20 protein-coding genes and 1 riboswitch are annotated in these 21,953 nt (G+C 72.3%); of the genes, 3 read left to right on the forward strand and 17 right to left on the reverse strand.

Annotated elements, in window-relative coordinates; all coding sequences use genetic code 11:
* Positions 1–7 precede the first annotated feature (7 nt).
* The 7 genes from ACFU9E_RS03245 to sodN form a co-directional block, all read right to left on the reverse strand.
* Positions 8–418, reverse strand: a complete 411-nt coding sequence (locus tag ACFU9E_RS03245; protein ID WP_380686298.1) for an anti-sigma regulatory factor — start codon at positions 416–418, stop codon at positions 8–10.
* A gap of 278 nt (positions 419–696) precedes the next feature.
* Complete coding sequence (locus tag ACFU9E_RS03250; RefSeq protein WP_380686296.1) at positions 697–1,173, reverse strand: GNAT family N-acetyltransferase; 477 nt, start codon at positions 1,171–1,173, stop codon at positions 697–699.
* Between the two features lie 9 nt (positions 1,174–1,182).
* On the reverse strand, positions 1,183–1,566 hold the full coding sequence (locus ACFU9E_RS03255) for a nuclear transport factor 2 family protein (protein ID WP_380686294.1): 384 nt from the start codon (positions 1,564–1,566) through the stop codon (positions 1,183–1,185).
* Positions 1,567–1,667: 101 nt separating this feature from the next.
* The gene (locus ACFU9E_RS03260; protein ID WP_380686292.1) at positions 1,668–2,666 is read right to left on the reverse strand and encodes an ABC transporter substrate-binding protein; all 999 of its coding nucleotides are present in this window, start codon (positions 2,664–2,666) and stop codon (positions 1,668–1,670) included.
* 42 nt (positions 2,667–2,708) lie between these two features.
* Positions 2,709–3,527, reverse strand: a complete 819-nt coding sequence (locus ACFU9E_RS03265; RefSeq protein ID WP_380686290.1) for an ABC transporter ATP-binding protein — start codon at positions 3,525–3,527, stop codon at positions 2,709–2,711.
* Positions 3,524–4,609 carry a FecCD family ABC transporter permease gene (locus ACFU9E_RS03270; RefSeq protein WP_380686288.1) on the reverse strand — a complete coding sequence of 362 codons (1,086 nt, stop codon included), beginning with the start codon at positions 4,607–4,609 and terminating at the stop codon, positions 3,524–3,526. The genes ACFU9E_RS03265 and ACFU9E_RS03270 overlap by 4 nt, the downstream gene beginning before the upstream one ends.
* Positions 4,610–4,725: 116 nt before the next feature.
* A riboswitch (cobalamin riboswitch) is annotated at positions 4,726–4,800 on the reverse strand.
* A gap of 130 nt (positions 4,801–4,930) precedes the next feature.
* Positions 4,931–5,326: a superoxide dismutase, Ni gene (gene sodN / locus ACFU9E_RS03275; RefSeq protein ID WP_355363948.1), complete on the reverse strand. Its 396-nt coding sequence runs from the start codon at positions 5,324–5,326 to the stop codon at positions 4,931–4,933.
* A gap of 197 nt (positions 5,327–5,523) precedes the next feature.
* On the opposite strand from sodN, the gene sodX reads away from it, so the two are divergent.
* Positions 5,524–5,982 carry a nickel-type superoxide dismutase maturation protease gene (sodX, locus tag ACFU9E_RS03280; protein WP_355363951.1) on the forward strand — a complete coding sequence of 153 codons (459 nt, stop codon included), beginning with the start codon at positions 5,524–5,526 and terminating at the stop codon, positions 5,980–5,982.
* Between the two features lie 7 nt (positions 5,983–5,989).
* Here the strand turns inward: sodX and ACFU9E_RS03285 are convergent, their stop codons facing one another.
* The 5 genes from ACFU9E_RS03285 to ACFU9E_RS03305 all read right to left on the reverse strand — a co-directional run bounded on the left by ACFU9E_RS03285 (position 5,990) and on the right by ACFU9E_RS03305 (position 10,760).
* Positions 5,990–6,577, reverse strand: a complete 588-nt coding sequence (locus ACFU9E_RS03285; protein WP_380690233.1) for a CGNR zinc finger domain-containing protein — start codon at positions 6,575–6,577, stop codon at positions 5,990–5,992.
* A gap of 122 nt (positions 6,578–6,699) precedes the next feature.
* Positions 6,700–7,500 carry an amino acid ABC transporter ATP-binding protein gene (locus ACFU9E_RS03290; RefSeq protein WP_380687333.1) on the reverse strand — a complete coding sequence of 267 codons (801 nt, stop codon included), beginning with the start codon at positions 7,498–7,500 and terminating at the stop codon, positions 6,700–6,702.
* On the reverse strand, positions 7,497–8,447 hold the full coding sequence (locus ACFU9E_RS03295) for an amino acid ABC transporter permease (protein ID WP_355363960.1): 951 nt from the start codon (positions 8,445–8,447) through the stop codon (positions 7,497–7,499). The genes ACFU9E_RS03290 and ACFU9E_RS03295 overlap by 4 nt, the downstream gene beginning before the upstream one ends.
* Before the next feature lie 59 nt (positions 8,448–8,506).
* Positions 8,507–9,442 carry an ABC transporter substrate-binding protein gene (locus tag ACFU9E_RS03300; RefSeq protein ID WP_380687331.1) on the reverse strand — a complete coding sequence of 312 codons (936 nt, stop codon included), beginning with the start codon at positions 9,440–9,442 and terminating at the stop codon, positions 8,507–8,509.
* Between the two features lie 391 nt (positions 9,443–9,833).
* Positions 9,834–10,760 carry an ABC transporter substrate-binding protein gene (locus tag ACFU9E_RS03305; RefSeq protein WP_380687330.1) on the reverse strand — a complete coding sequence of 309 codons (927 nt, stop codon included), beginning with the start codon at positions 10,758–10,760 and terminating at the stop codon, positions 9,834–9,836.
* Between the two features lie 617 nt (positions 10,761–11,377).
* Here ACFU9E_RS03305 and ACFU9E_RS03310 point away from each other — a divergent pair.
* Positions 11,378–12,574, forward strand: a complete 1,197-nt coding sequence (locus ACFU9E_RS03310) for an NADP-dependent malic enzyme (RefSeq protein WP_380687328.1) — start codon at positions 11,378–11,380, stop codon at positions 12,572–12,574.
* Between the two features lie 100 nt (positions 12,575–12,674).
* Complete coding sequence (locus ACFU9E_RS03315) at positions 12,675–13,637, forward strand: zinc-binding dehydrogenase (protein WP_380687326.1); 963 nt, start codon at positions 12,675–12,677, stop codon at positions 13,635–13,637.
* 90 nt (positions 13,638–13,727) lie between these two features.
* Here the strand turns inward: ACFU9E_RS03315 and ACFU9E_RS03320 are convergent, their stop codons facing one another.
* From ACFU9E_RS03320 to ACFU9E_RS03340, 5 genes are all read right to left on the reverse strand, one after another.
* On the reverse strand, positions 13,728–14,834 hold the full coding sequence (locus ACFU9E_RS03320; protein ID WP_380714723.1) for a PadR family transcriptional regulator: 1,107 nt from the start codon (positions 14,832–14,834) through the stop codon (positions 13,728–13,730).
* A 1-nt stretch (position 14,835) separates the two neighbouring features.
* The gene (locus ACFU9E_RS03325) at positions 14,836–15,753 is read right to left on the reverse strand and encodes a DUF4097 domain-containing protein (protein ID WP_380688781.1); all 918 of its coding nucleotides are present in this window, start codon (positions 15,751–15,753) and stop codon (positions 14,836–14,838) included.
* A gap of 229 nt (positions 15,754–15,982) precedes the next feature.
* Complete coding sequence (locus tag ACFU9E_RS03330; RefSeq protein ID WP_030309148.1) at positions 15,983–16,162, reverse strand: DUF6104 family protein; 180 nt, start codon at positions 16,160–16,162, stop codon at positions 15,983–15,985.
* 49 nt (positions 16,163–16,211) lie between these two features.
* Entirely contained in the window at positions 16,212–18,200 is a 1,989-nt protein-coding gene (locus ACFU9E_RS03335) for a serine/threonine-protein kinase (RefSeq protein ID WP_380688783.1), read from the reverse strand.
* A gap of 301 nt (positions 18,201–18,501) precedes the next feature.
* Positions 18,502–21,953 (reverse strand): multifunctional oxoglutarate decarboxylase/oxoglutarate dehydrogenase thiamine pyrophosphate-binding subunit/dihydrolipoyllysine-residue succinyltransferase subunit (locus ACFU9E_RS03340; RefSeq protein ID WP_380714725.1); only part of this gene is annotated, 3,452 nt, incomplete at its 5' end.

The following is a 21,953-nucleotide window of genomic DNA, read 5'->3' on the forward strand; positions in this document are numbered from 1 at the left end:
GGCGGACCTAGTGGGCGGTGGTGCCGCCGCGCTTCTTGTGCAGGCTGATCGACACGGTCCTGTCCTCGGCGACCGCCGATTCGACCTCGCCGGCGAGCGCGGAGAGCACCGTCCAGGCGAAGGTGTCCCGCTCGGGCGCCCGGCCGTCGGTGGTGGGTGCCGAGACGATCACCTTCAGGGAGTCGCCGACCAGCCGGAACTCGCAGGAGAGGACCGAGCCGGGGACGGCCTGCTGGAGGAGGATGGCGCAGGCCTCGTCGACCGCGATGCGCAGGTCCTCGATCTCGTCCAGCGTGAAGTCCAGCCGGGCCGCGAGGCCGGCCGTGGCCGTCCGCAGGACCGAGAGGTAGGCCCCGGCCGCGGGCAGCCGGACCTCCACGAAGTCCTGGACTCCGGGCTCGCCGTCGATCTGGGACACCCTCACCTCCTGGGTGACGCGCTGTGCTTCCGGGCCGGTGGCCGCGGCACTGTCTGTTGCTTGGCTCAACTGCTTCGCCCCAACTGTCCAGAGGGGTGGTGCGGTACGTTCCGGTCATACCCCTCAGGGGGCGGCCGGACGCCGCCGTCCGCCCGAGACGTTACCGCGTTCCTGCCCCGGTGCGGGAGTCACTCATGGTAAGGCATCGCGACACAGGGTGGCAGTGGTTCGGACGCCGTCCCCGTACGCCTCCGGCGCGCGCCGTCCGCGCGCCGGTCTCAGCGGGTGCCGGCGGCGGTGAGCGCGTCCCCGGTCAGGCGGTAGACGGTCCAGCCGTCCATCGGCACGGCGCCGAGCGACTTGTAGAAGTTGATCGAGGGGGTGTTCCAGTCCAGCACCGACCACTCCATCCGGGAGTAGCCGCGCTCGACGGCGATCCGGGCCAGCTCCAGCAGCAGCGCCTTGCCGTGGCCGCCGCCGCGGGAGGTCGGGCGGACGTACAGGTCCTCCAGGTAGACCCCGTGGGTGCCGCGCCAGGTCGAGTAGTTGAGGAACCAGAGCGCGAAGCCGACCGGCTCGCCGGTGGTGTCGTCCTCGGCGATCAGGCCGAACAGCGCGGGGTCGGTGCCGAACAGCGCGCCGTGCAGCTGCTCCTCGGTGGCGACCGCCTCGTGGGCGGCCTTCTCGTACTCCGCGAGCTCGCGGATCATGGCGTGGATGACGGGGACGTCGGAGGGGAGGGCGGTGCGGATCATGTTCCGAGCCTACTGGGCGGGTTCGTTCTCGTCCCAGACCTGGACGGAGGTCTGGTCGGCGATCCGGCCGTCGCGAAGCTCGGCGGTGGAGCTGACCAGCACCCGGACCCCGTCCGGGTAGCGGCAGGACTCCAGGAAGGCGAGGCGGTCCTCCTGGACCACCACCTGTTCCAGGGTGTGGCTCATCTCGCGGGCGTAGAGGTCGTCCAGCATCGCGCCGATCTCGTCCCGCCCGTGCATCACCAGCGGGTGGCTGGGCTGGGTCTTGCGGTCGACCACGCGCAGTTCGGCGTCGTCCGCGTAGAGCGCCAGCAGGGCCCCGGCGTCGGCGCGTTCGATGCCCTCGCGCAGGGCCCGGACGTCGAAGGCGGACGGTGCGGCCATGGTGGTCATGTTCTCGCTCCTCCGGTCGGTTCCGTCGGCTCGTACTGTTGAGCGTACGCCCGTCGGAACCGGCCGGAGGCGGCGCGGACGGCGGTGCGGACGGCCCCGGCTCAGCGGGCCGGGACGGTCCGCAGGTACTCCGCCAGGGCGGTGATCGCGGCGGGGTTGCGCGGGCTCTCGACCAGGTCGACGTAGTCGAGCACGAAGATCCGGTCGTTGCGGACGGCCGAGACGCCCGCCAGCGGCGGGAAGGACTTCAGGAACTTCCGCTTGGCCTCGGCGTCCGGGGTGCCGTAGTTGTTGATCACGATCACCTCGGGGTCGCGCCGGACCACGCTCTCCCAGCCCACCGTGGTCCAGGAGTCGGCGACGTCGTCCATCACGTTGCGGCCGCCGGCCTTGGCGATGATCTCCTGCGGGGCGGCGAACCGGCCCGAGGTGTACGGCTTGTCCTCGCCGCTGTCGTACAGGAAGACGTCGGGGCGGTGCGCGGGCTCGGGGACGGCGGCGATCCGCGCCTTGAAGTCGGCGACCAGCCGGTCGGCCCGGTCCCGGACGTCGAAGATCTCGCCCAGGTTGACGAGGTCGGTGTACAGCGCGTCGAGCGGGCCCATCACCCCGCGCTCGGTGCCCTTGCCGCTGCGGCAGGACTCGGTGAGCACGTAGGAGCCGATGCCCAGGCCGGACAGCGTCTGCGGGGTGAAGCCCTTCCCCTCGTCGAAGCCGTAGTGCCAGCCGGCGAAGACCAGGTCGGCCCCGGCCTCCAGGACGGTCTCCTTGGTGATCTGGTCCTTGGAGAGCCACTTGGCCCGCTGGTAGCCGTCCTTCCAGGCGACCTTGTCGACCTGGCCCTTGTCGTCCGGCATCACGTAGCCGGCCATCCGGTCCTCCAGGCCGAGTGCGAACATCAGCTCGGTGATGCCGACGTCGTTGGTCACCGTGCGGGCCGGCTTCTCCTTGAAGGTGAGCCCGGTGCCGCAGTTGTCGACGGTCACCGGGTAGTGGGCGGAGGCGGCGGTGGCGCCGTCGCCGCTCGGGGCGATCTCGGCGCCGCAGCCGGTGAGAACGAGGGCGAGCAGGGCGGCGGAGGCAACGGCCTTGGTGCGCATGGGGATCCTCGGTAGGACGGGTCGGGGAGGGGCGGGGAGCGGTCAGGGCAGGCGGTCGAGGAGCAGCTGGACGGCGCCGGTGACCGGGTGCCGCACGGGCGTCGCGCGGACCTTGAACACCTCGGCCAGCAGGCCGGGTTCGAGCACCTCGGCGGGCGGCCCGGAGGCGACGATCCGGCCGTCCACGACCACGTACAGCAGGTCGCAGTGCCCGGCGGCCAGATTGAGGTCGTGCAGCGCGGTGAGCACCGTCGGCCCGGCCTCGCGGACCAGCGCCAGCACCTCCAGCTGGTGGGCGATGTCCAGGTGGTTGGTGGGCTCGTCGAGGACCAGCACCCGGGGCTCCTGGACCAGCGCGCGGGCGATCAGCACCCGCTGCTTCTCGCCGCCGGACAGGCTCAGGAAGCCCCGGGCGGCCAGGTGGGCGGCGCCGACCCGGCGCAGTGCCCCGGCGCAGCGGTCCTCGTCGCCGCCGGACGGCCCGGCCAGGGCGCCGCGCCGGTGCGGCAGCCGGCCCATGCCGACCACCTCGGCCACAGTGAAGTCGAACTCGGCGGAGTGCTCCTGCGGCAGCGCCGCCACCCGCCGGGCGGCCTCGCGCGGGGCCAGCGCGTGCAGGTCGTCCCCGCCCAGCAGGACGGCGCCGGCGGCGGGCTTCAACGCCCGGTAGACGCAGCGCAGCAGGGTGGACTTGCCGCTGCCGTTGGGGCCGATCAGGCCGACCACCTGGCCGGCGGCGGCGGTCAGCGTGACGTCGTGGACCAGTCGGACGCCGGCCAGCTCGACCGAGACCCGGTCGACGGCGAGGTCCAGGGCGGCGGGGCCGGTGGCGGCGTCGGTGGCGGGGGTGGCGGTGCTCATCGGCCACCGCCGAAGGAGTAGCCGCGGCGGCGCATCAGCAGCAGGAAGCACGGCACCCCGACGGCCGCGGTGACCACGCCGACCGGCAGCTCGGCGGGCGCCAGCAGGGTGCGGGAGACGATGTCCACCCAGACGAGCAGCAGCGCCCCGGCGAGCGGCGCGATCAGCAGCACCCGGCGGTGGCCCGCGCCGACCAGCATCCGGGTCAGGTGCGGGATCATCAGCCCGACGAAGCCGATCGCCCCGCTGACCGCGACCACGGTGCCGGTGACGGCCGCGGTGACCACGAACAGCTCGCGGCGCAGCCGGTCCGGGTCCACGCCGAGCGAGGCGGCCGTCTCGTCGCCCATCGCCAGCGCGTCCAACCGCCCGGCGGCGCAGGCCAGATAGGCCAGCCCGGCCAGCACGGTGACGGCGGCGATCGGCACCGAGCCCCAGGTGGCTCCGCCGAGGCTGCCGAGCAGCCACATCATGGCGGAGCGGGCGGCCTCGCCGCGGGCGGCGGCGAAGACCATCAGCGCCGTCACCGCGGAGAAGCCGTAGGACATCGCGGTGCCGGTGAGCACCAGCCGCAGCGGGGTGAGCCCGTGGGCGCTACGGGCCGTCAGGTAGACCAGCACCATGGCGAGCAGGGCGGCGGCGAAGGCGGAGACGGAGATCGCCCAGACGCCGAGGGAGGCGAAGGCGCCCAGCATCAGCACGGCGTTGGCGCCGACCGAGGCGCCGGAGGAGATGCCGAGCACGAACGGGTCGGCGAGCGCGTTGCGGACCATCGCCTGGACGGCGACGCCGGTGGCGGCGAGTCCGGCGCCGACCACGGCGGCCAGCACGGCGCGCGGCAGCCGGATCTCCCAGACGATCGCGTAGGCGGCGGCCTCGTCGGCCTCCAGCCGGCCGCCCGTCAGCCCGGCCCGCAGCAGCCGCAGGACCTGGCCCCAGCCGAGTCCGGAGGAGCCCACGGCGACCGCGCAGACCAGCGAGAGCAGCAGTGCCACGGCGAGGACGGCGGCCAGCGGGACCGCGGGTGTTCGGCGCGGACCCGGTGGGGCGGCGGTGGCCGGTGCGGTCGCGGTGCTGCTCACGTGGGTGCGCCTTGCGTCCGGCCGCGGACGGCGCGGGGCGGCGCGCCCGGGCGCGGGTGTGCCGGGGCGCCATCCCCTCGCAGTCCACGGCGAGTTGTCGGGAGGTCGACGTCCTCGGGCGATCGGGCTCACGGGCACGGGGCACCGTTTACCGTTGCGGGTCAGCGCCGGATTCGCACCGGCTTCCCCCTCTGGACGCCCTGGCAGCATAACAAGCGCTCAGGGTAGGCAACCCTTACCGGTGCAGTGAGGCCGTTCACAACGCGCGACCGCCCCCGTCCGGGGTGCGGACGGGGGCGGTCGGAGACGGCGCGGGCGGGATCAGCCCTGCTTGGTCTCCCAGAAGATCTTGTCGACCTCGGCGATGAGGTCGAGCAGCGCCTGGCCGGTGGCCGGGTCGGTGGACGCCTTGGCGGCCGAGGCGGCCTTCAGGGTGTCGTTGATCAGCTGGTGCAGCTGCGGGTACTTCTCGAAGTGCGGGGCCTTGAAGTAGTCGCTCCACAGCACCGAGATGTGGTGCTTGACGGTCTCGGCGCGCTGCTCCTTGATGATGATGGCGCGGGCGCGGAAGTGCGGGTCCTCGTTGGCCTGGTACTTCTCCTGGGTGGCCTTGACGGACTCGGCCTCGATGCGGGCCTGGGCCGGGTCGTAGACGCCGCAGGGCAGGTCGCAGTGGGCGTGGGCGGTGGCGCGCGGTGCAAACAGACGAGAGAGCATGGGGAGTCCTTCCTTAGATCGTCTTCCCGGGCCCGAGATTACCCTTCGGCCCCTGTGGTTTCTCGGTCGGGCGGCGGGCCTAGGGCAAAAGACGGAGCCGGAACCGGGTGAATCCGGACATCGGCGGGTGACGGTCCGTGCGGCAGACTGGTGTGCGACAGCGGGACTCGGCGGGACGCCGGCCGGGAGGAGGAGTCGTGGCACGGAGCGCGGAACCGGAGGACGGACCCCCGGCGGGCGGCGCGCCGTTCGGGCTGATCGACGTGGCGGGGGACTCGATGGTGCCGACCCTGCGTGACGGCGATCAGCTGCTGGTGCGGTACGGCGCACGGATCCGGCCCGGCGCGGTGGTGGTCTTCCGCCACCCGTTCCAGCAGAACCTGCTGGTGGTCAAGCGGGCCGACGGCCGGCGGCCCAAGGGCTGGTGGCTGCTCTCCGACAACCGGCCGGTGGACAGCGACAGCCGCAGCTACGGCGCGGTGCCGGACGAACTGGTGCTCGGCCGGGTGCTGTTGCGGCTGCGCCCGCGCCCGGCCTGGCTGGCCCCCGGCCGCCGGCTGGAGCGGCTGCTGCTCTCCGGCCCGCTGGCGCGGATCCCCGGGCTGGCCCGCCGCCTCGGCGTCTGGGTCCGCCCGGAGGAGCTGCCCGGCTCCTGAAGCGGCCCTAGGACGCGTCGGCGGCCGCCGCGGCGGCCTCCAGGCGCTTGCGGGCGCGGTAGGCGGCGACGTTGGCGCGGGTCGCGCAGCGGTCCGAGCAGTACCGGCGGGACCGGTTGGTGGAGGTGTCCAGGTAGGCGTTGCGGCAGGGCGCGGCCTGGCAGATGCCGAGCCGGTCGGCGCCCAGCCCGGTCAGGTGGACGGCCAGGCCCATGCAGGCGACGGCGCTGAAGTGTGCCGTGGCGGTGGGGGAGTTGTCGGCGAGGTGCAGGTGCCAGCGGGGCCGGCCGGCCTCGTCCAGGTAGTCGTGCCCGGAGACCAGCGGGCTGACCGGGAACTCCATCAGCAGGCTGTTCAGCAGGTCGACGCTGCGGATCTCCTCGCCCTCGGCGGCGGCCTCGAAGACCCCGCGCAGCCGGGTGCGGACGGCCCGCAGCCGGGGCAGGTCGGACTCGTCGGCGAGGTCGCGGGCCCGGGCGGCGTCGGAGAACAGCCCGCGCACCGCGTCCACCGAGGTCAGCGAGTCGGTGCCGCGCTCGGGCTCCTCGGTGTTCACCAGCCGGACGGCCAGATCGGCGTACGAGGCGAGCTCCACGGTGGTCCTTCCACAGGGCGGTAACGGGCTGATTGCCTCCAGCCTATTACCTGAAGGGGGAAAGCGGGAAAGCGGCGGCGCCCGGCAGGACCTGCCTGCCGGGCGCCGCGGGGGCGGTGCGCTCAGAGCACCTTGGAGAGGAAGGCGCGGGTGCGCTCGTGCTTCGGGTCGGTGAGCACCTCGCGGGGGTTGCCGGACTCGACGACCACACCGCCGTCCATGAAGACCAGCGCGTCGCCGACCTCGCGGGCGAAGCCCATCTCATGGGTGACCACGATCATGGTCATCCCCTCGTCGGCGAGCCCGCGCATGACGTCGAGCACCTCGCCGACCAGCTCGGGGTCGAGCGCCGAGGTCGGCTCGTCGAAGAGCATCAGCTTGGGCTTCATGGCGAGCGCCCGCGCTATGGCCACCCGCTGCTGCTGGCCGCCGGAGAGCTGGGACGGGTAGTTCCCGGCCTTGGCGGCCAGGCCGACCCGCTCCAGCAGGGCCATGGCGTTCTCCCGCGCCGCGGCCTTGGACTCGCGCTTGACCTGGACCGGCGCCTCCATGACGTTCTCCACCGCGGTCATGTGCGGGAAGAGGTTGAAGCGCTGGAACACCATGCCGATGTCCCGCCGCTTGAGCGCGACCTCGCGGTCCTTGAGCTCGTAGAGCTTGTCGCCGCGCTGCCGGTAGCCGACCAGCTCGCCGTCCACCCAGAGGCGGCCGCCGTTGATCTTCTCCAGGTGGTTGATGCAGCGCAGGAAGGTCGACTTGCCGGAGCCGGACGGGCCGACCAGGCAGAACACCTCGTTCTGCCGGACCTCCAGGTCGATGCCCTTGAGCACCTCGACCTGGCCGTAGGACTTGTGGACGCCCTCGGCCTTCACCATGGGGGTGCCGGCGGCGGCGCCGGCGGGGGTCTTGGTCAGGTCGGTCATACGTGGCCGCCTCCCTCGAGTCCGGGGACCACGTCGTTCTTGGCCTTCGGGGCGGGCCGGCCGCCGAACAGCAGCCGCAGCCGCTGGAGCGGGGTGGGCGGCAGGGTCCGGTTCGCACCACGAGCGTAGTGCCGCTCGATGTAGTACTGCCCCACTGTGAGGATCGAGGTCATGATCAGGTAGTAGATGCTGACCGCGACCAGCACCGGGATGGTCTGGAAGGTCCGCGAGTAGATGTCGTGGCCGGCGGTGAACAGCTCGGACAGCGAGATGACCTGGACCAGCGAGGTGGTCTTCAGCATCGAGATGGTCTCGTTGCCGGTCGGCGGGATGATGACCCGCATCGCCTGCGGGAGCACGATCCGGCGCAGCGCGGCCGCGCGGCTCATGCCCAGCGCGTGGGCGGCCTCGGTCTGGCCCTCGTCCACCGACTGGATGCCGCCGCGGACGATCTCCGCCATGTACGCCGCCTCGTTGAGGCCGAGGCCGAGCAGGGCGGCGGTGAAGGTGGGGATCAGGGTGTTGGTCGACTCGGACCAGAACTCCGGCCCGAACGGGATGCCGAGGGAGAGCCTCGGCCACAGGGCGCCCAGGAAGTTCCAGAACACCAGCTGCACCAGGACGGGGGTGCCGCGGAAGATCCAGATGTAGAACCAGGCCGTCCCCGACAGCAGCGGGTTCGGCGAGAGCCGCATGATCGCGAGGAGCACGCCGCCGGCCACGCCCATCAGCATGGACAGGACGGTCAGCTCCAGGGTCACGCCGATGCCGTGCAGGATCTGCTCGTTCTGCAGCGTGTCCGTGACGACGTCCCACTGGAACGCGGGGTTGAAGATCAGGGCGTGGAGCAGCATCGCCGCGAGAACGGCGATGACGGCGGCTCCGGCCCAGCGTCCGGGGTGGCGCACCGGGACGGCCTTGATGGTCTCAGGCCGTCCCGATTTCACCGCCCCCTGCTCGGAAGAATTCACCTTGGGGCCTCAGGGGGGTGTGGTGGTGCGCGGAATCAGCTCTTGGCGGCGTTGATCTCGGACTTGGAGATCGCGCCGGCCTCGACGCCCCACTTGGCGAGGATCTGCTTGTAGGTGCCGTCGGCGATCAGCGACTGGACGGCGCCCTGGACGGCCGCGCCGAGCGGCGAGCCCTTGTCGACGACGACGCCGTAGGGCGCGCTGTCGTAGGTGTCGCCGAGCTTCTCCAGCTGGCCGTTGGTCTGCTTGATCGCGTAGTCGACGACCGGGGAGTCGGCCATCATCACCTGGTCGCGGCCGGAGACCAGCGCGGTGGTCACGTCGGTCTGCAGGGTGAACTTGTCGCCGTCGTTCGGGATGGCCGGCTTGCCCGCCTTGCCGCACTCCGGGTTGCGGACGTCGGTGATCTCCTGGGCCTGGGTGGTGCCGGTCTGGACGGCGACCTTCTTGCCGCAGAGGTCCTTCGGGTCGATCTTGTCCGGATTGCCCTTCTTGACCGCGACGGCGCTGCCGGCGGTGAAGTAGCTGACCATGTCGACGGTCTGCTCGCGCTCCTTGGTGTCGGTGAAGGAGCTCATGCCGAGCTGGTACTTCTTCGCGGTGATGCCCGGGATGATCGAGGTGAAGTCGGCGTTCTGCACGTCGACGGCCAGGCCGAGCTTCTTGGCGATCGCGTCGGCCAGGTCGACGTCGAGGCCGACGATGTTGCCCTTGTCGTCCTTGAACTCGTTGGGCGCGTAGGAGGCGTCGGCGGCGACGACGAGCTTGCCCGAACTCTTGAGGTCGGCCGGGACCAGCGGGGCGAGCGCCGGGTCGGCGGTCACCGCGGCGACGCTGGCGCTCGGATTGGCGCCCGCGCCACCGCTGTTGGAGGAGGACTTGCTGCTGCCGCAGGCGGTCAGCACGAGCGACGCGGACGCGAGCACCGCCGCGGTGGCGAGGAGACGGGTGCGCTGGGTGCGGACGATCATGGGGGATCTCCTCCTGAGGGAGAGGTCGGGCGGGGGGCGCCGCGGGGGAGCGGCGTACCGGGGCAGCAAAGGCCGTACGGCGCTGTACGGGTGGGGCTGGGAGAACTGCGCTGGGGTGGTTCCAGGTACTGCGTCTCCGCCACCGTCCGCCGAGGTGGGCGTCGATCGGGCCGCCTCGACCAGTGGCCGGCTCGATCCGAGATGGGGGGAATCCTGCCATCTGATGACGGTCGGGTGGCCCTGATTCAGATCAAAATCGGATAACGGGGGGCCATGCCGTCCGCTATTCGGACGAATTCCGTGTCCCTGTCACTCCGTGCATAAGTATGCAGACCACCTCGTAGTCCCCCGCGTGACGGGCCGGGCCCCGCCGGTGCCCGGCCCGGACCGCTCAGATGCCCCCGTTGACCACCGCGTTCTGGGCCGCGCCCGCGGCGACGTCCCACTTGGCGAGGATCTTGTCGTACTCACCGCTGCGGATCAGCTGGTCGACCGCCTTCGCCAGCACGTCGCGCAGTTGGGCGTCCTCCTTGCGCAGCGCGATCCCGTACGGGTTGGACCGGGACTGCGAGCCGGTCACCACCTCCAGGCGGTTGCCGCCGTCGGTGGTCCTCGCCGCGTACGCCGCCACCGGGAAGTCGTTCAGGCCCGCGTGCGCGGTGCCGGCGGCCACCTCGGCCAGCGCCTTGGGGTCGGTGTCGAACTTGTGCACGGTGAGCGGCTTGCCGGTCCGGGTGCAGGCGGTGGTCTGGCGGGCGAGGATCTCCTCCTGGGTGGTGCCGGACTGCACCGCGACGGTCTTGCCGCAGAGGTCGTCCAGGGTGCGGATGCCCTTCGGGTTGCCCTTGGCGACCACCATCGAGGTGCCGGCGATGAAGTAGTCGACGAAGTCCACCGGCTGGCCGGCCGGCTTGCCGGCCTCGTCCACGCCCTCACGGCGCTGGCGGATGTCGCTGAGCGCGGACATCACCACGTCGAACTGCTTGGCGTGGAGATCCGGCAGGAGTTTGTCGAAGGGCGTGTCGACGTACTCGATCCGCAGGTCCAGGATCCGGCCGAGTGCCGCCGCGATGTCCGGATCCAGACCGTCCGGCTTGCCGTCGGCGCCCCGGAACTCCACCGGCGGGTAGTTGACGTCCATCCCGATCCGCAGCACCTTCGCCGACTGCTGTGCCTTCGGCAGCTTCGCCCTGATCTCCTGGACCGGGTCCTTGGCCGCCGTCTCCTCCCCTCCGCAGCCGCTCAGCAGCAGTGCTCCGGCGGTGGCGAGGGCGAGCGCGGTGACGGCCGGGCGGCGGGAGTGGGCACGCTGGTGCATCGGTTGCTCCTGTGGGAGGGAGGGGACGGCGCCGCGGCGTCGCGGAGGTGTACGCGAGATGGCGGAAGAACGGATCCTCCCATCCCGGCCTGCCGGGCCCGGCGCCGGGTGTGTCAGAATTCGGTACCGGGTGACCCCCGACGCTCGAACCAGACCGCCGGGCCGCAACAGGCTCGGGGTGCGCAGGAACGGAAGTCCAGGACGACGACTCCGTATCCGAGGCACCGGCCTCCCCTCCGCGTCTGCGTTCACTCCTGCGGGTGTGCGTGCTGCGTCCGCCATTGCCGCGCCGGGGCCCGGTTCTCACGCGCCTGGTACTGCCAGGTGGCTGTGAGGCGTATGACAACCATGTGACTTGGACGAAAAGGCATGGGTGCGATGCCCTCGTCCGACCTACGCTCGGCCCGGAAGCACAGCGCGGACCAACGCAGACAAATCCATAAACCCTCATCCGAGGGCGCTCGTCCGACGGCGGCGCCCCGACCCAGCCTTTCCCGGGGGCGCTTCGGCGTTCCCGGGTTCCGGTTACCGGCCACCGGTCGCCGGAAGCCGGAACCGGCCGGGTCGTCCGCTCCGTCGGCGGGTGTCCTCGCTCGATCAATGACGAAGAGGTCATCGTGGCAGCGGAGATCATCCACAGCAGTACCCAGGACACCGACGATCCGGTCGACGCCGTGTTCGCGCTCCACCGTGGCGGCAAGATGGAGGTCCGGGCGACCGTCCCGGTGCGCGACGCGGACGACCTGTCCCTCGCCTACACCCCCGGTGTCGCCCGCGTCTGCACGGCCATCGCCGAGCAGCCCGAGCTCGTGAACGACTACACCTGGAAGTCCAACACGGTGGCCGTGGTCACCGACGGCACCGCCGTGCTGGGCCTGGGCGACATCGGCCCGGAGGCCTCGCTGCCCGTCATGGAGGGCAAGGCGATCCTGTTCAAGCAGTTCGGCGGCGTGGACGCGGTCCCGATCGCGCTGGCCTGCACCGAGGTCGACGAGATCGTCGAGACCGTGGTCCGGCTGGCCCCCTCCTTCGGCGGCGTCAACCTGGAGGACATCTCCGCCCCGCGCTGCTTCGAGATCGAGCGCCGGCTCCAGGAGGCCCTGGACATCCCGGTCTTCCACGACGACCAGCACGGCACCGCCATCGTCACCACCGCCGCGCTCTGGAACGCCGCCAAGGTGACCGGCCGGGAGCTCGGCTCGCTGCGGGCCGTCATCTCCGGCGCCGGCGCGGCCGGCATCGCCATCGCCAAGATGCTGCTCGCCGCCGGCATCGGCGACGTGGCCGTCTGCGACCGCAAGGGCGTGGTGCACCAGGGCCGCGAGGACCTCACCGACGTCAAGGCGGAGATCGCCGGGCTGACCAACCGCACCGGCCTCAAGGGCACCCTGGCCGACGCGATGGCCGGCGCCGACGTCTTCATCGGCGTCTCCGGCGGCACCGTGCCGGAGCCGGTCGTCGCGACCATGGCCGAGGGCGCGTTCGTCTTCGCCATGGCCAACCCCACCCCGGAGATCCACCCCGAGGTCGCGCACAAGTACGCGGCCGTGGTGGCCACCGGGCGCAGCGACTTCCCGAACCAGATCAACAACGTGCTGGCCTTCCCGGGCATCTTCGCGGGCGCGCTGCAGGTCCGGGCCACCCGGATCACCGAGGGCATGAAGCTGGCCGCCGCCAAGGCGCTGGCGGGCGTCGTGGCCGACGAGCTGACGCCGCAGAAGGTCATCCCCTCGCCGTTCGACGAGCGGGTCGCGCCGGCCGTCAGCAAGGCCGTCGCCGAGGCCGCCCGCGCGGAGGGCGTCGCGCGCCGGTAGTCGGCGGGAGAGCGTCAGGAACACCCCGCCCGGGCCCGGGACACGCGTCACAGCTTCGCGTTGTTCCGGGCCCGGGGCCGTTCTGGCTATCGTCCGGGGCATGTTTGCCGCCTACGCCGCACGAATCGACGCCGACGACCCGCTGAGCGGGCTGGAGCTCGGCGAGCGCCCCGAACCGCAGGCCCGCCCCGGGTGGAGCGTGGTCACGGTCAGGGCCGCCAGCCTGAACCACCACGACCTCTGGTCCCTGCGCGGGGTCGGCCTGCCCGCCGGGAAGCTGCCGATGATCCTCGGCTGCGACGCCGCCGGTGTCGACGAGCACGGCAACGAGGTGGTGCTGCACTCGGTGATCGGCCAGAGCGGGCACGGGGTCGGGCCGGACGAGCCCCGCTCGATCCTCACCGAGCGCTACCAGGGCACCTTCGCCCAGCAGGTGGCGGTCCCCACCTGGAACCTGCTGCCCAAGCCCGCCGCGCTCTCCTTCGAGGAGGCCGCCTGCCTGCCCACCGCCTGGCTGACGGCCTATCGGATGCTGTTCACCAACGCCGGGGTGAAGCCCGGTGACACCGTCCTGGTGCAGGGCGCCGGCGGCGGGGTGTCCACCGCGCTGGTGGTCCTCGGCCGGGCGGCGGGCCTGCGGGTCTGGGTCACCGGCCGGGACGAGGCCAAGCGGGCCCGGGCGGTGGAGCTGGGCGCCGACGCGGCCTTCCCGAGCGGGGCCCGGCTGCCCGAGCGGGTGGACGCGGTGCTGGAGACGGTCGGCGCGGCCACCTGGTCGCACTCGGTGAAGTCGCTGCGCCCGGGCGGCACGATCGTCATCTCCGGCGCCACCTCGGGGCCCAACCCGGCGGCGGCCGAGCTGAACCGGATCTTCTTCCTGGAGCTGAAGGTGGTCGGCTCGACCATGGGCACCAAGGAGGAGCTGGCCGGGCTGCTCTCGTTCTGCGCCACCACCGGCGTCCGCCCGGTGATCGACTCGGTGCTGCCGCTGGCCGGGGCGCCGGAGGCCTTCGCCCGGATGGCCGGGGGCGACGTCTTCGGCAAGATCGTCCTCACCCCCTGACCATCTGACCGTCTGATGCCCTGACCACCTGATGTCCTGACAGGCCGGCGCCCGGCACCCAAGCGGGGTGCCGGGCGCCCGGGCTCCGGTTCAGCCGAGCAGGCGCTTCAACCGCTCGCCGGCCTCGCCGAGCAGACCGCGGGCCTCGGCGAGGCCGTCGGGCGTCACCCCGCCGTCCCGGGCCGCGTCGCGGACCTGGTCGCGGAAGCGGTCGAGCAGCCGCTCCAGCTCCCGGGCCGGGTCGCCGGACGGGTCGGTGGCGGTCCACGGCGGCAGATCGGCCGGGGCCGCACCGGCCGGCTCGTCCTTGTCCAGGTCGATCCGGGTGACGGTGATCCGCTCGGTGCCGGGCGCACCGGCCGGGGGCCGCGCCGTCCCGGCGTTCTCGTCCTTCTCGGCCCGCTCGTCCGACGGGTGGCCCCAGCGGGCCGCGTCGGCCAGCCCGGCCAGCCCCTTGGTCAGCTCGGAGAGCCCCTCGGCCAGCCCGGTCGGCCAGTCGCCGCGCGTCGCGTGCTCGCGCACCTGCTGCTCGACCCGGCGCTTGATCCGCAGCGCCTCCTGCTGGGCCGCCGTCCGCGCCGCCCGGGACTGCTCGCGCAGCCGACGGGCCTCCTCCTCGGCCGCCTTGGCCTTGGCCTTGGCGGCCTTCTCCTGCTCCTTGGCCCGCTTGGCCTGCTCCCGGGCCTGCCGCTTGAACTCGGCGAACTCCTCCTTGGCGCGCTGCCAGGCCGCCTGCTCGCCCCACGGTCCGGCCCACGGGCTGCCGGCACCCCCGTCACCGTCCGCCGCCTCCGGCCGCGGGGCGTTCTTCCGGGCCTGCTCGGCGTCGCTCCAGAGCTGCTCGCGCAGGTCCTGGGCGCTGTTCCGGACGTCCTCGCGGATCGCCCCGGCCAGCTGGGCCACCGAGTCGCGGATCTCGACCTCCAGCTCGTCGAGCTCGCCCTGCCGGGCGGCGAGTTCGGTGCGGCCCGCGTCGGTGAGCCGGTAGACCTTGCGGCCGCCCTCGGTGCTGTGCGCGACCAGGCCCTCCTGCTCCAGCTTGGCCAGCCGCGGGTAGACGGTGCCGGCGGAGGGCGCGTACAGGCCCTGGAAGCGCTCCTCCAGCAGGCGGATCACCTCGTAGCCGTGGCGCGGGGCCTCGTCGAGCAGCTTCAGCAGGTAGAGCCGGAGCCGGCCGTGGCCGAAGACGGGGGTCATGTCAGGACTCCTTGGTGAGGTCGGGGCCGGTGGACGGACCCTCCGCGGTGGGCAGCTCCCGGACGACCACCTGGGCGTCGTCGTCGGCGTCCGGCCGCTGCAGCACGGTGACCGCGCCGGAGACGGTGGTGACCGAGAGGCTGCCCCTGCCGTCGCCGAGTTGGCCGGAGAGGCGCTTGGTGCCCCAGCTGCCGCCGACCTTGAGCTCGTCGAAGCTGGAGGAGAGGTCGCCGCTGGTGGTGCCGGCCTCGACCTTGGTGTCGGCCGGCGAGGGGAGCCGGACGCCGACCGCGCCGCTGACCGTCTTGACCTTGATCTCGGTCGGGGTGACGCCGGCCAGGTCCAGGGTGACCGCGCCGGTGACGGCGTTGGCGGACACCTTCTCGGCGGTGCCGGCCACCACGGTGAGCCGGCCGGAGACGGTGTTCAGTTGCAGCCGGCCGGCCACCGACTGGGCGTCCACGTCGCCGGTGACGGTCTTGGCGTCGGTCTGCCCGGCCAGGCCGACCAGGGTGACGTCCGCGTTGGCGGTCTGCGTCGAGACGTGCCCGGTGAAACCGGAGACCGTCGTCGCGGCGGAGACGGTGCCGACCTTGACCTCGGTGCCGGCCGGCACGGTCAGGGTGACGGCGGCGATCCGCTTGTGCTTGAAGGAGGAGAAGAAGCCCTTCACCGAGTCGACCGACTTCAGGACGTCGCCGAACTCGTTCCAGCTGCTGAGGTCCTTGTAGGTGACCGTGAGGACGCCGTCGACCAGGGTGACGTGCAGCGGCTCGCCCGTGAGCTCGGTGACCTCCAGCCGGGCGGGACCGTCGGCGGCGACCACGTTGACCGTGCCGTCGACCGTGCGCACCTGCAGGGTCCGGACCGTCTCCTCGATGGTGATCCTGTCGGGTCCTTCGACCGTCCACTGGCTCATCTCTGCCGCCTCCCGTTCGGAACTCGCGATGTATCGCGTTGCCTCTCCTGAAGACGATATATCGCGTGACGGCGAAGTCAAGGGAGTCCCACCCCGAGGCCGACCCGGAGCGGACCCGGAGCGGACCCGGACGTCGGCCCCTACGGGGAGCCCCGTGGTGGGCATGCGAAGGGGCCCGGAGGCGGTTGCCTCCGGGCCCCGGACGACGGCCGTTCACCGGGTCAGCGGATCACTCGTCGTCCTCGTCGTCGAGCCGCGCCAGCCAGGTGGCCAGCCGCTCGACCGGGACCTCGAAGTCCGGGTTGAGGTCGACGAACTCGCGCAGGCGCTCGGCCAGCCACTCGAAGGTGACCTCCTCGTCGCCGCGCCGGCTCTCCAGTTCCTCGATGCCGCGGTCGGTGAAGTACACGGTTCGCTCCGGTCCGATGGGGATTCGACCTGGTCAGGATAGAACGCGGTCAGCCGTCGTTGCGGTAGTAGGTGAGGGAGCAGGTGGCCGCACCGTCGCTGTCGCCGAGCTTGACGACCTTCAGCACGACGATCGAGCCCGAGGCCCGCTGGCGGACGCAGAACTGGCGGTCCACCGGCAGGTTGTCGAACTTGAAGTTGGCGGCCGGCTCGCGGTCGATGCCGGCGGCGCAGGACTCCGGCGTGAGCGGGCCGTTGTCCTTGGCGACGTAGGCGTCGCTCTTCTCGCTCAGCCGGAACTCGGCGCCGAGGGTGCCGACCTTCCAGTCCGCCGTGCCGGCGGGCACGACCTTGCCGTTCTTGAGGTCGAACTCGTAGTTGGCGCTCGGCGGGATGGACAGCACCTGGTCCGTGTAGACCTCCACGTACTTCGCGGGGCGGGTCGCGGAGGCGGTCGGCGAAGCGGCCGACGCGGACTTCGAGGGGGAGGCGGTGGCGGTCGGGGCCGGGTCGCCGCCCGACGCGGGCGGAGTGCTCGCGGCCGGGGTGGTGGCGGCGGGCGCGCTGGCCGGCGGGGCGGCGGGCTGGGTGCTCTTCGGGGTGTCGGCGGCGGTGTTCTGCCTGTCGTCGCTCTTCCCGCCGAGCTTGGACATCAGCACCACGCCGCCGGCCGTGCCGCCGAGCGCCATCACCAGGGCGACGGTCAGCAGCACCTTCCAGGAGACGCCGCCCTTGCGGGCCGGTTCCGGCGCGGGGGTGTCGGTGACCACCGGCCCGGGCGGCGGGGTGTCGTAGGACGGCGGCTCCGGGCGCAGCTGGACGGTCGGCGGGGCGCCGAGCAGTGGGCCGGCCGGGGCCTCGGTGGGCACCTGGGCGGCGCCGTACGCGCCGAGCGGCGGCGGCACGAAGCCGGGCGGCGGGGTGTCCGGCCGGGCGGGGCCGTAGCCGGGCGGCGGCGGACCGAAGGACGGCGCGGTGGGCGCGGCCACCGGCGCGGCCGGGGGAGCCGTCGGAGGGGCCGTCGGAGGAGCCGTCGGAGGGGCCGCCGGGGGAGCGGGCGGCGCGGCGGGCGCGGCCGGCAGCGGGGTGGGCGGGGTCTTCGGCAGGTCCGAGCGGCGGGTGATCTCGGTGTTGACCTGCTTGGGCAGCCAGTCGTCGGAGAACCGCAGCTGGCCGCCGACGCTGGGGTGGTTGCGGGCGACGTCGATGATCTCGGCGGGCCGGGGCCGGTCCTCGGGGGACTTCGCCAGGCAGCGCAGGATCAGCTCGCGCAGTCCGGCCGGGACGGCGTCCAGGTCGGGCTGCTCGTGCACCACCCGGTAGAGCACGGCGGTGTCCGGGCCGTCGCCGAACGGCGGGGCGCCGCCGGCCACGTACGCGGCCAGCGCGCCGAGCGCGAACACGTCGGTGGCCGGGGTGACCGGGCTGCCCTGGGCCTGCTCGGGCGACATGAATGCGGGCGAGCCGATCCGGTAGCCGGTGCCGGTGAGCGCGGTGGCGTCGGCGGCCCGGGCGATGCCGAAGTCGATCACCCGCGGGCCGTCGCCGGCCACCAGCACATTGGCCGGCTTGAGGTCGCGGTGGACCACCTCGACGCTGTGGATCGCCTGCAGGGCCTCGGCGATGCCGCCCATCAGCAGCAGCACGGTGCGCACCGGCAGCGCGCCGTTCTCCCGCACCACCTGCTGCAGGGACGGGCCGGGGACGTAGGCGGTGACCAGCCACGGGGCGTCGCCGTCCAGGCCGCCGGAGTCGATCACCTGGGCGGTGTAGAGGCCGTGGATCCGCTGGGCGTTGGAGACCTCCTGGGCGAACCGGCGGCGGAACTCGCCGTCCTCGGCGAACTCCGGGCGGACCACCTTGAGCGCCACCGGCCGGCCGCCCGGCGTGTACGAGAGGTAGACCCGGCCCATGCCGCCGGCCCCGAGCCGGGCGAACAGCCGGTAGCCGCCGACCTCCCGGGGGTCGTCCGGGAGCAGCGGTTGGAAGACCGGCGGGAGCGGCGCGGCGGCGGCGTCCCGTGGCGTTTCGGCGGTCATGCGGTTGATCCCCCTGGGAGAGCGGTGAGGTCCACCGACCGCCGGGAAGGGGCGCGGCGACGGGCTTGCCCGGGCGGCGGTCTGGCGAGGCATAACCTATCGACCCGTCAGGAAGCCGCGCAGGTCGGTGCCGCATTGGTTGCAGAGCTGGGACCTTCGCACACAGCCGGTGCACATCGGCCCGTGCACCTCGGCCGGCCCCGGCCCGGAAACGGCGGCGGCCCCCCGTTCCCCTGGAGTCCAGGGGAACGGGGGGCCGTACTGCCGGGGGCCTCGCCACCGGCCGGTCGCAACCGGCGGGTCAGAGCGAGAAGACCTCCTCGATCAGCGCCTGCTGCTCGGCACCGTGCCGCTTGGCCGAGCCGACCGCCGGGGCCGAGGAGGCCGGGCGGGCGACGCGGCGCAGCCGGGCGCCGTTGGCGCTGCGGCCGATGACGACCTGCAGGTGGTCGACCAGGTTCATGGCGATGAACGGCCAGGCACCCTGGTTGGCCGGCTCCTCCTGGGCCCAGACGAACTGGACGTCGTCGCCGTAGCGGGCCAGCTCTTCCTGGAGCTCGGCCACCGGCAGCGGGTAGAGCCGCTCGACCCGGACGATCGCGGTGTCGGTGACGCCGCGCTCGGTGCGGGCCGCCTCCAGGTCGTAGTAGAACTTGCCGGCGGTGATGACCACCTTGCGGACCTGTGCCGGGTCGACGGTGCTGTCGCCGATGACCGGGCGGAAGGAGCCGGACAGGAACTCCTCGGTGGCGCTCGCCGCGGCCTTCAGACGCAGCATCGACTTCGGGGTGAAGACGACAAGCGGCTTGTGGTGCGGGTTGTGCGCCTGCCAGCGGAGCAGGTGGAAGTAGTTCGACGGCAGGGTCGGCATGGCGACCGTCATGTTGTTCTGGGCGCACAGCTGGAGGAAGCGCTCCGGGCGGGCGGACGAGTGGTCCGGGCCCTGGCCCTCGTAGCCGTGCGGCAGCAGCAAGGTGACGCCCGAGTGCTGGCCCCACTTCTGCTCGGCGGAGGCGATGTACTCGTCCACCACGCTCTGCGCGCCGTTGACGAAGTCGCCGAACTGCGCCTCCCACATGACCAGCGCGTTCGGGCGGGTCAGCGAGTAGCCGTACTCGAAGCCCATCGCCGCGTACTCGGACAGCAGGCTGTCGTACACGGTGTAGCGGGCCTGGTCCTCGGTGAGGTACTGCAGCGGGGTGTAGTCCTCGCCGGTGGTCCGGTCGATCAGGACGGCGTGCCGCTGGCCGAAGGTGCCGCGGCGGCTGTCCTGGCCGGCCAGGCGGACCGGGTGGCCCTCCATGAGCAGCGAGCCGATGGCGAGGGTCTCGCCCATCGCCCAGTCGATGGTGTTGTCCTCGACCGAGCCGGCGCGGCGCTGCAGCTGCGGCAGCAGACGCGGGTGGACGGTCAGCCAGTCCGGCAGGTTGACCTGCGAGGCGGCGATCCGCTTGACCATCTCCTGGGAGATGCCGGTCTGGATGTTGACCGGGAAGTCGGCGACCGGCTTGCCACCGGTGGCGGCGGCCGGGGCCTGGGCGGCGTCGCGGACCTCGGCGAAGACCTTCTCCAGCTGGCCCTGGAAGTCCTGGAGCGCCTGCTCCGCCTCTTCCATGGTGATGTCGCCGCGACCGATCAGGCCCTCGGTGTACAGCTTGCGCACCGAGCGCTTCTTGTCGATCAGGTCGTACATCAGCGGCTGGGTGAACGACGGGTTGTCGGCCTCGTTGTGACCGCGGCGGCGGTAGCAGATGAGGTCGATCACCACGTCCTTGTGGAACTCCTGGCGGAACTCGAAGGCGAGCCGCGCGACGCGGACCACGGCCTCCGGGTCGTCGCCGTTCACGTGGAAGATCGGGGCCTCGATCATGCGGGCCACGTCGGTGCAGTACATCGAGGAACGGCTGGAGGCCGGGGCGGCGGTGAAGCCGACCTGGTTGTTCACCACGACGTGCACGGTGCCGCCGGTGCGGTAGCCGCGCAGCTGCGACATGTTCAGGGTCTCCGCGACGACGCCCTGGCCGGCGAAGGCCGCGTCGCCGTGGATCTGGATCGGCAGCACCGGGAAGGTGGTGCCGCCCTGGTCCAGGATGTCCTGCTTGGCGCGGGCGATGCCCTCGACGACCGGGTCCACGGCCTCCAGGTGGGAGGGGTTCGCGGCGAGCGAGACCTTGATGGTCTCGCCGTCCAGGCCGGTGAAGGTGCCCTCGGAGCCGAGGTGGTACTTCACGTCGCCGGAGCCGTGCATGGACTTCGGGTCGAGGTTGCCCTCGAACTCGCCGAAGATCTTGCCGTACGGCTTGCCGACGATGTTGGCCAGCACGTTGAGGCGGCCGCGGTGGGCCATGCCGATGACGGCCTCGTCGAGGCGGTGCTCGGCGGCGGCGTCGATGGTGGCGTCGAGCAGCGGGATGAGCGACTCGCCGCCCTCCAGCGAGAAGCGCTTCTGGCCGACGTACTTGGTCTGCAGGAAGGTCTCGAAGGCCTCGGCGGAGTTCAGCCGGCGCAGGATGCGCAGCTGCTCCTCGCGCTCGGGCTTGGTGTACGGCTTCTCCAGGCGGTCCTGCAGCCACTTGCGCTGCGTCGGGTCCTGGATGTGCATGTACTCGATGCCGACGGTGCGGCAGTAGGTGTTGCGCAGCAGGCCGAGGATGTCGCGGAGCTTCATCATCCGCTGGCCGCCGAAGCCGCCGACCGCGAACTCGCGCTCCAGGTCCCACAGGGTGAGGCCGTGGGTGGTGACGTCCAGGTCGGGGTGCTTGCGCTGCTTGTACTCCAGCGGGTCGGTGTCGGCCATGAGGTGGCCGCGGACCCGGTAGGAGTGGATCAGCTCGATGACGCGGGCGGTCTTGTTGACCTCGTCGTCGTGGGTGGTGGCGACGTCGGTGGCCCAGCGGACCGGCTCGTACGGGATCCGCAGCGACTCGAAGATCTCGTCGTAGAAGCCGTTCTGGCCGAGCAGCAGCTGGTGGATCGTGCGCAGGAACTCGCCGGACGCCGCGCCCTGGATGACGCGGTGGTCGTAGGTCGAGGTCAGCGTCATGATCTTGGAGACGCCGAGGCGGGCCAGGGTCTCCGGGGCGGAGCCCTGGAACTCGGCCGGGTACTCCATGGCGCCGACGCCGACGATGGTGCCCTGGTTCTGCATGAGGCGCGGCACGGAGTGCACGGTGCCGATGCCGCCGGGGTTGGTCAGCGAGACCGTGACGCCGGTGAAGTCGTCCATGGTCAGCTTGTTGGCGCGGGCCCGGCGGACGATGTCCTCGTAGGCCTGCCAGAAGCCGAAGAAGTCGAGGGTCTCGGCCTTCTTGATGGCCGCGACGACGAGCTGGCGGTCGCCGTTCGGCTTGACCAGGTCGATGGCCAGGCCGAGGTTCACGTGCTCGGGCTTGACCAGGTAGGACTTGCCGTCCTCCACCTTGTAGCTGTGGTTCATGCCCGGCGAGGCCTTGACGGCCTGGACCAGGGCGTAGCCGATCAGGTGGGTGAAGGAGACCTTGCCGCCGCGGGCGCGCTGCAGGTGGTTGTTGATGACGATGCGGTTGTCGATCAACAGCTTGGCCGGAACGGCGCGCACCGAGGTCGCGGTCGGCACCTCCAGCGAGGCGTCCATGTTGGTCGCGACGGCCTTGGCCGGGCCGCGCAGCTGCACCAGCTCGGGGCCGGTGGCCTCGGCGGCGGGCGCGGGGGCCGGGGCGGCGGCCTTGGGCGCCGGCGGCGCGGCGGGGGCGGCGGCGAGCGGCGCGGGGGCTG

Source organism: Kitasatospora sp. NPDC057595, from assembly GCF_042800875.1.
Classification (GTDB): Bacteria; Actinomycetota; Actinomycetes; order Streptomycetales; family Streptomycetaceae; genus Kitasatospora.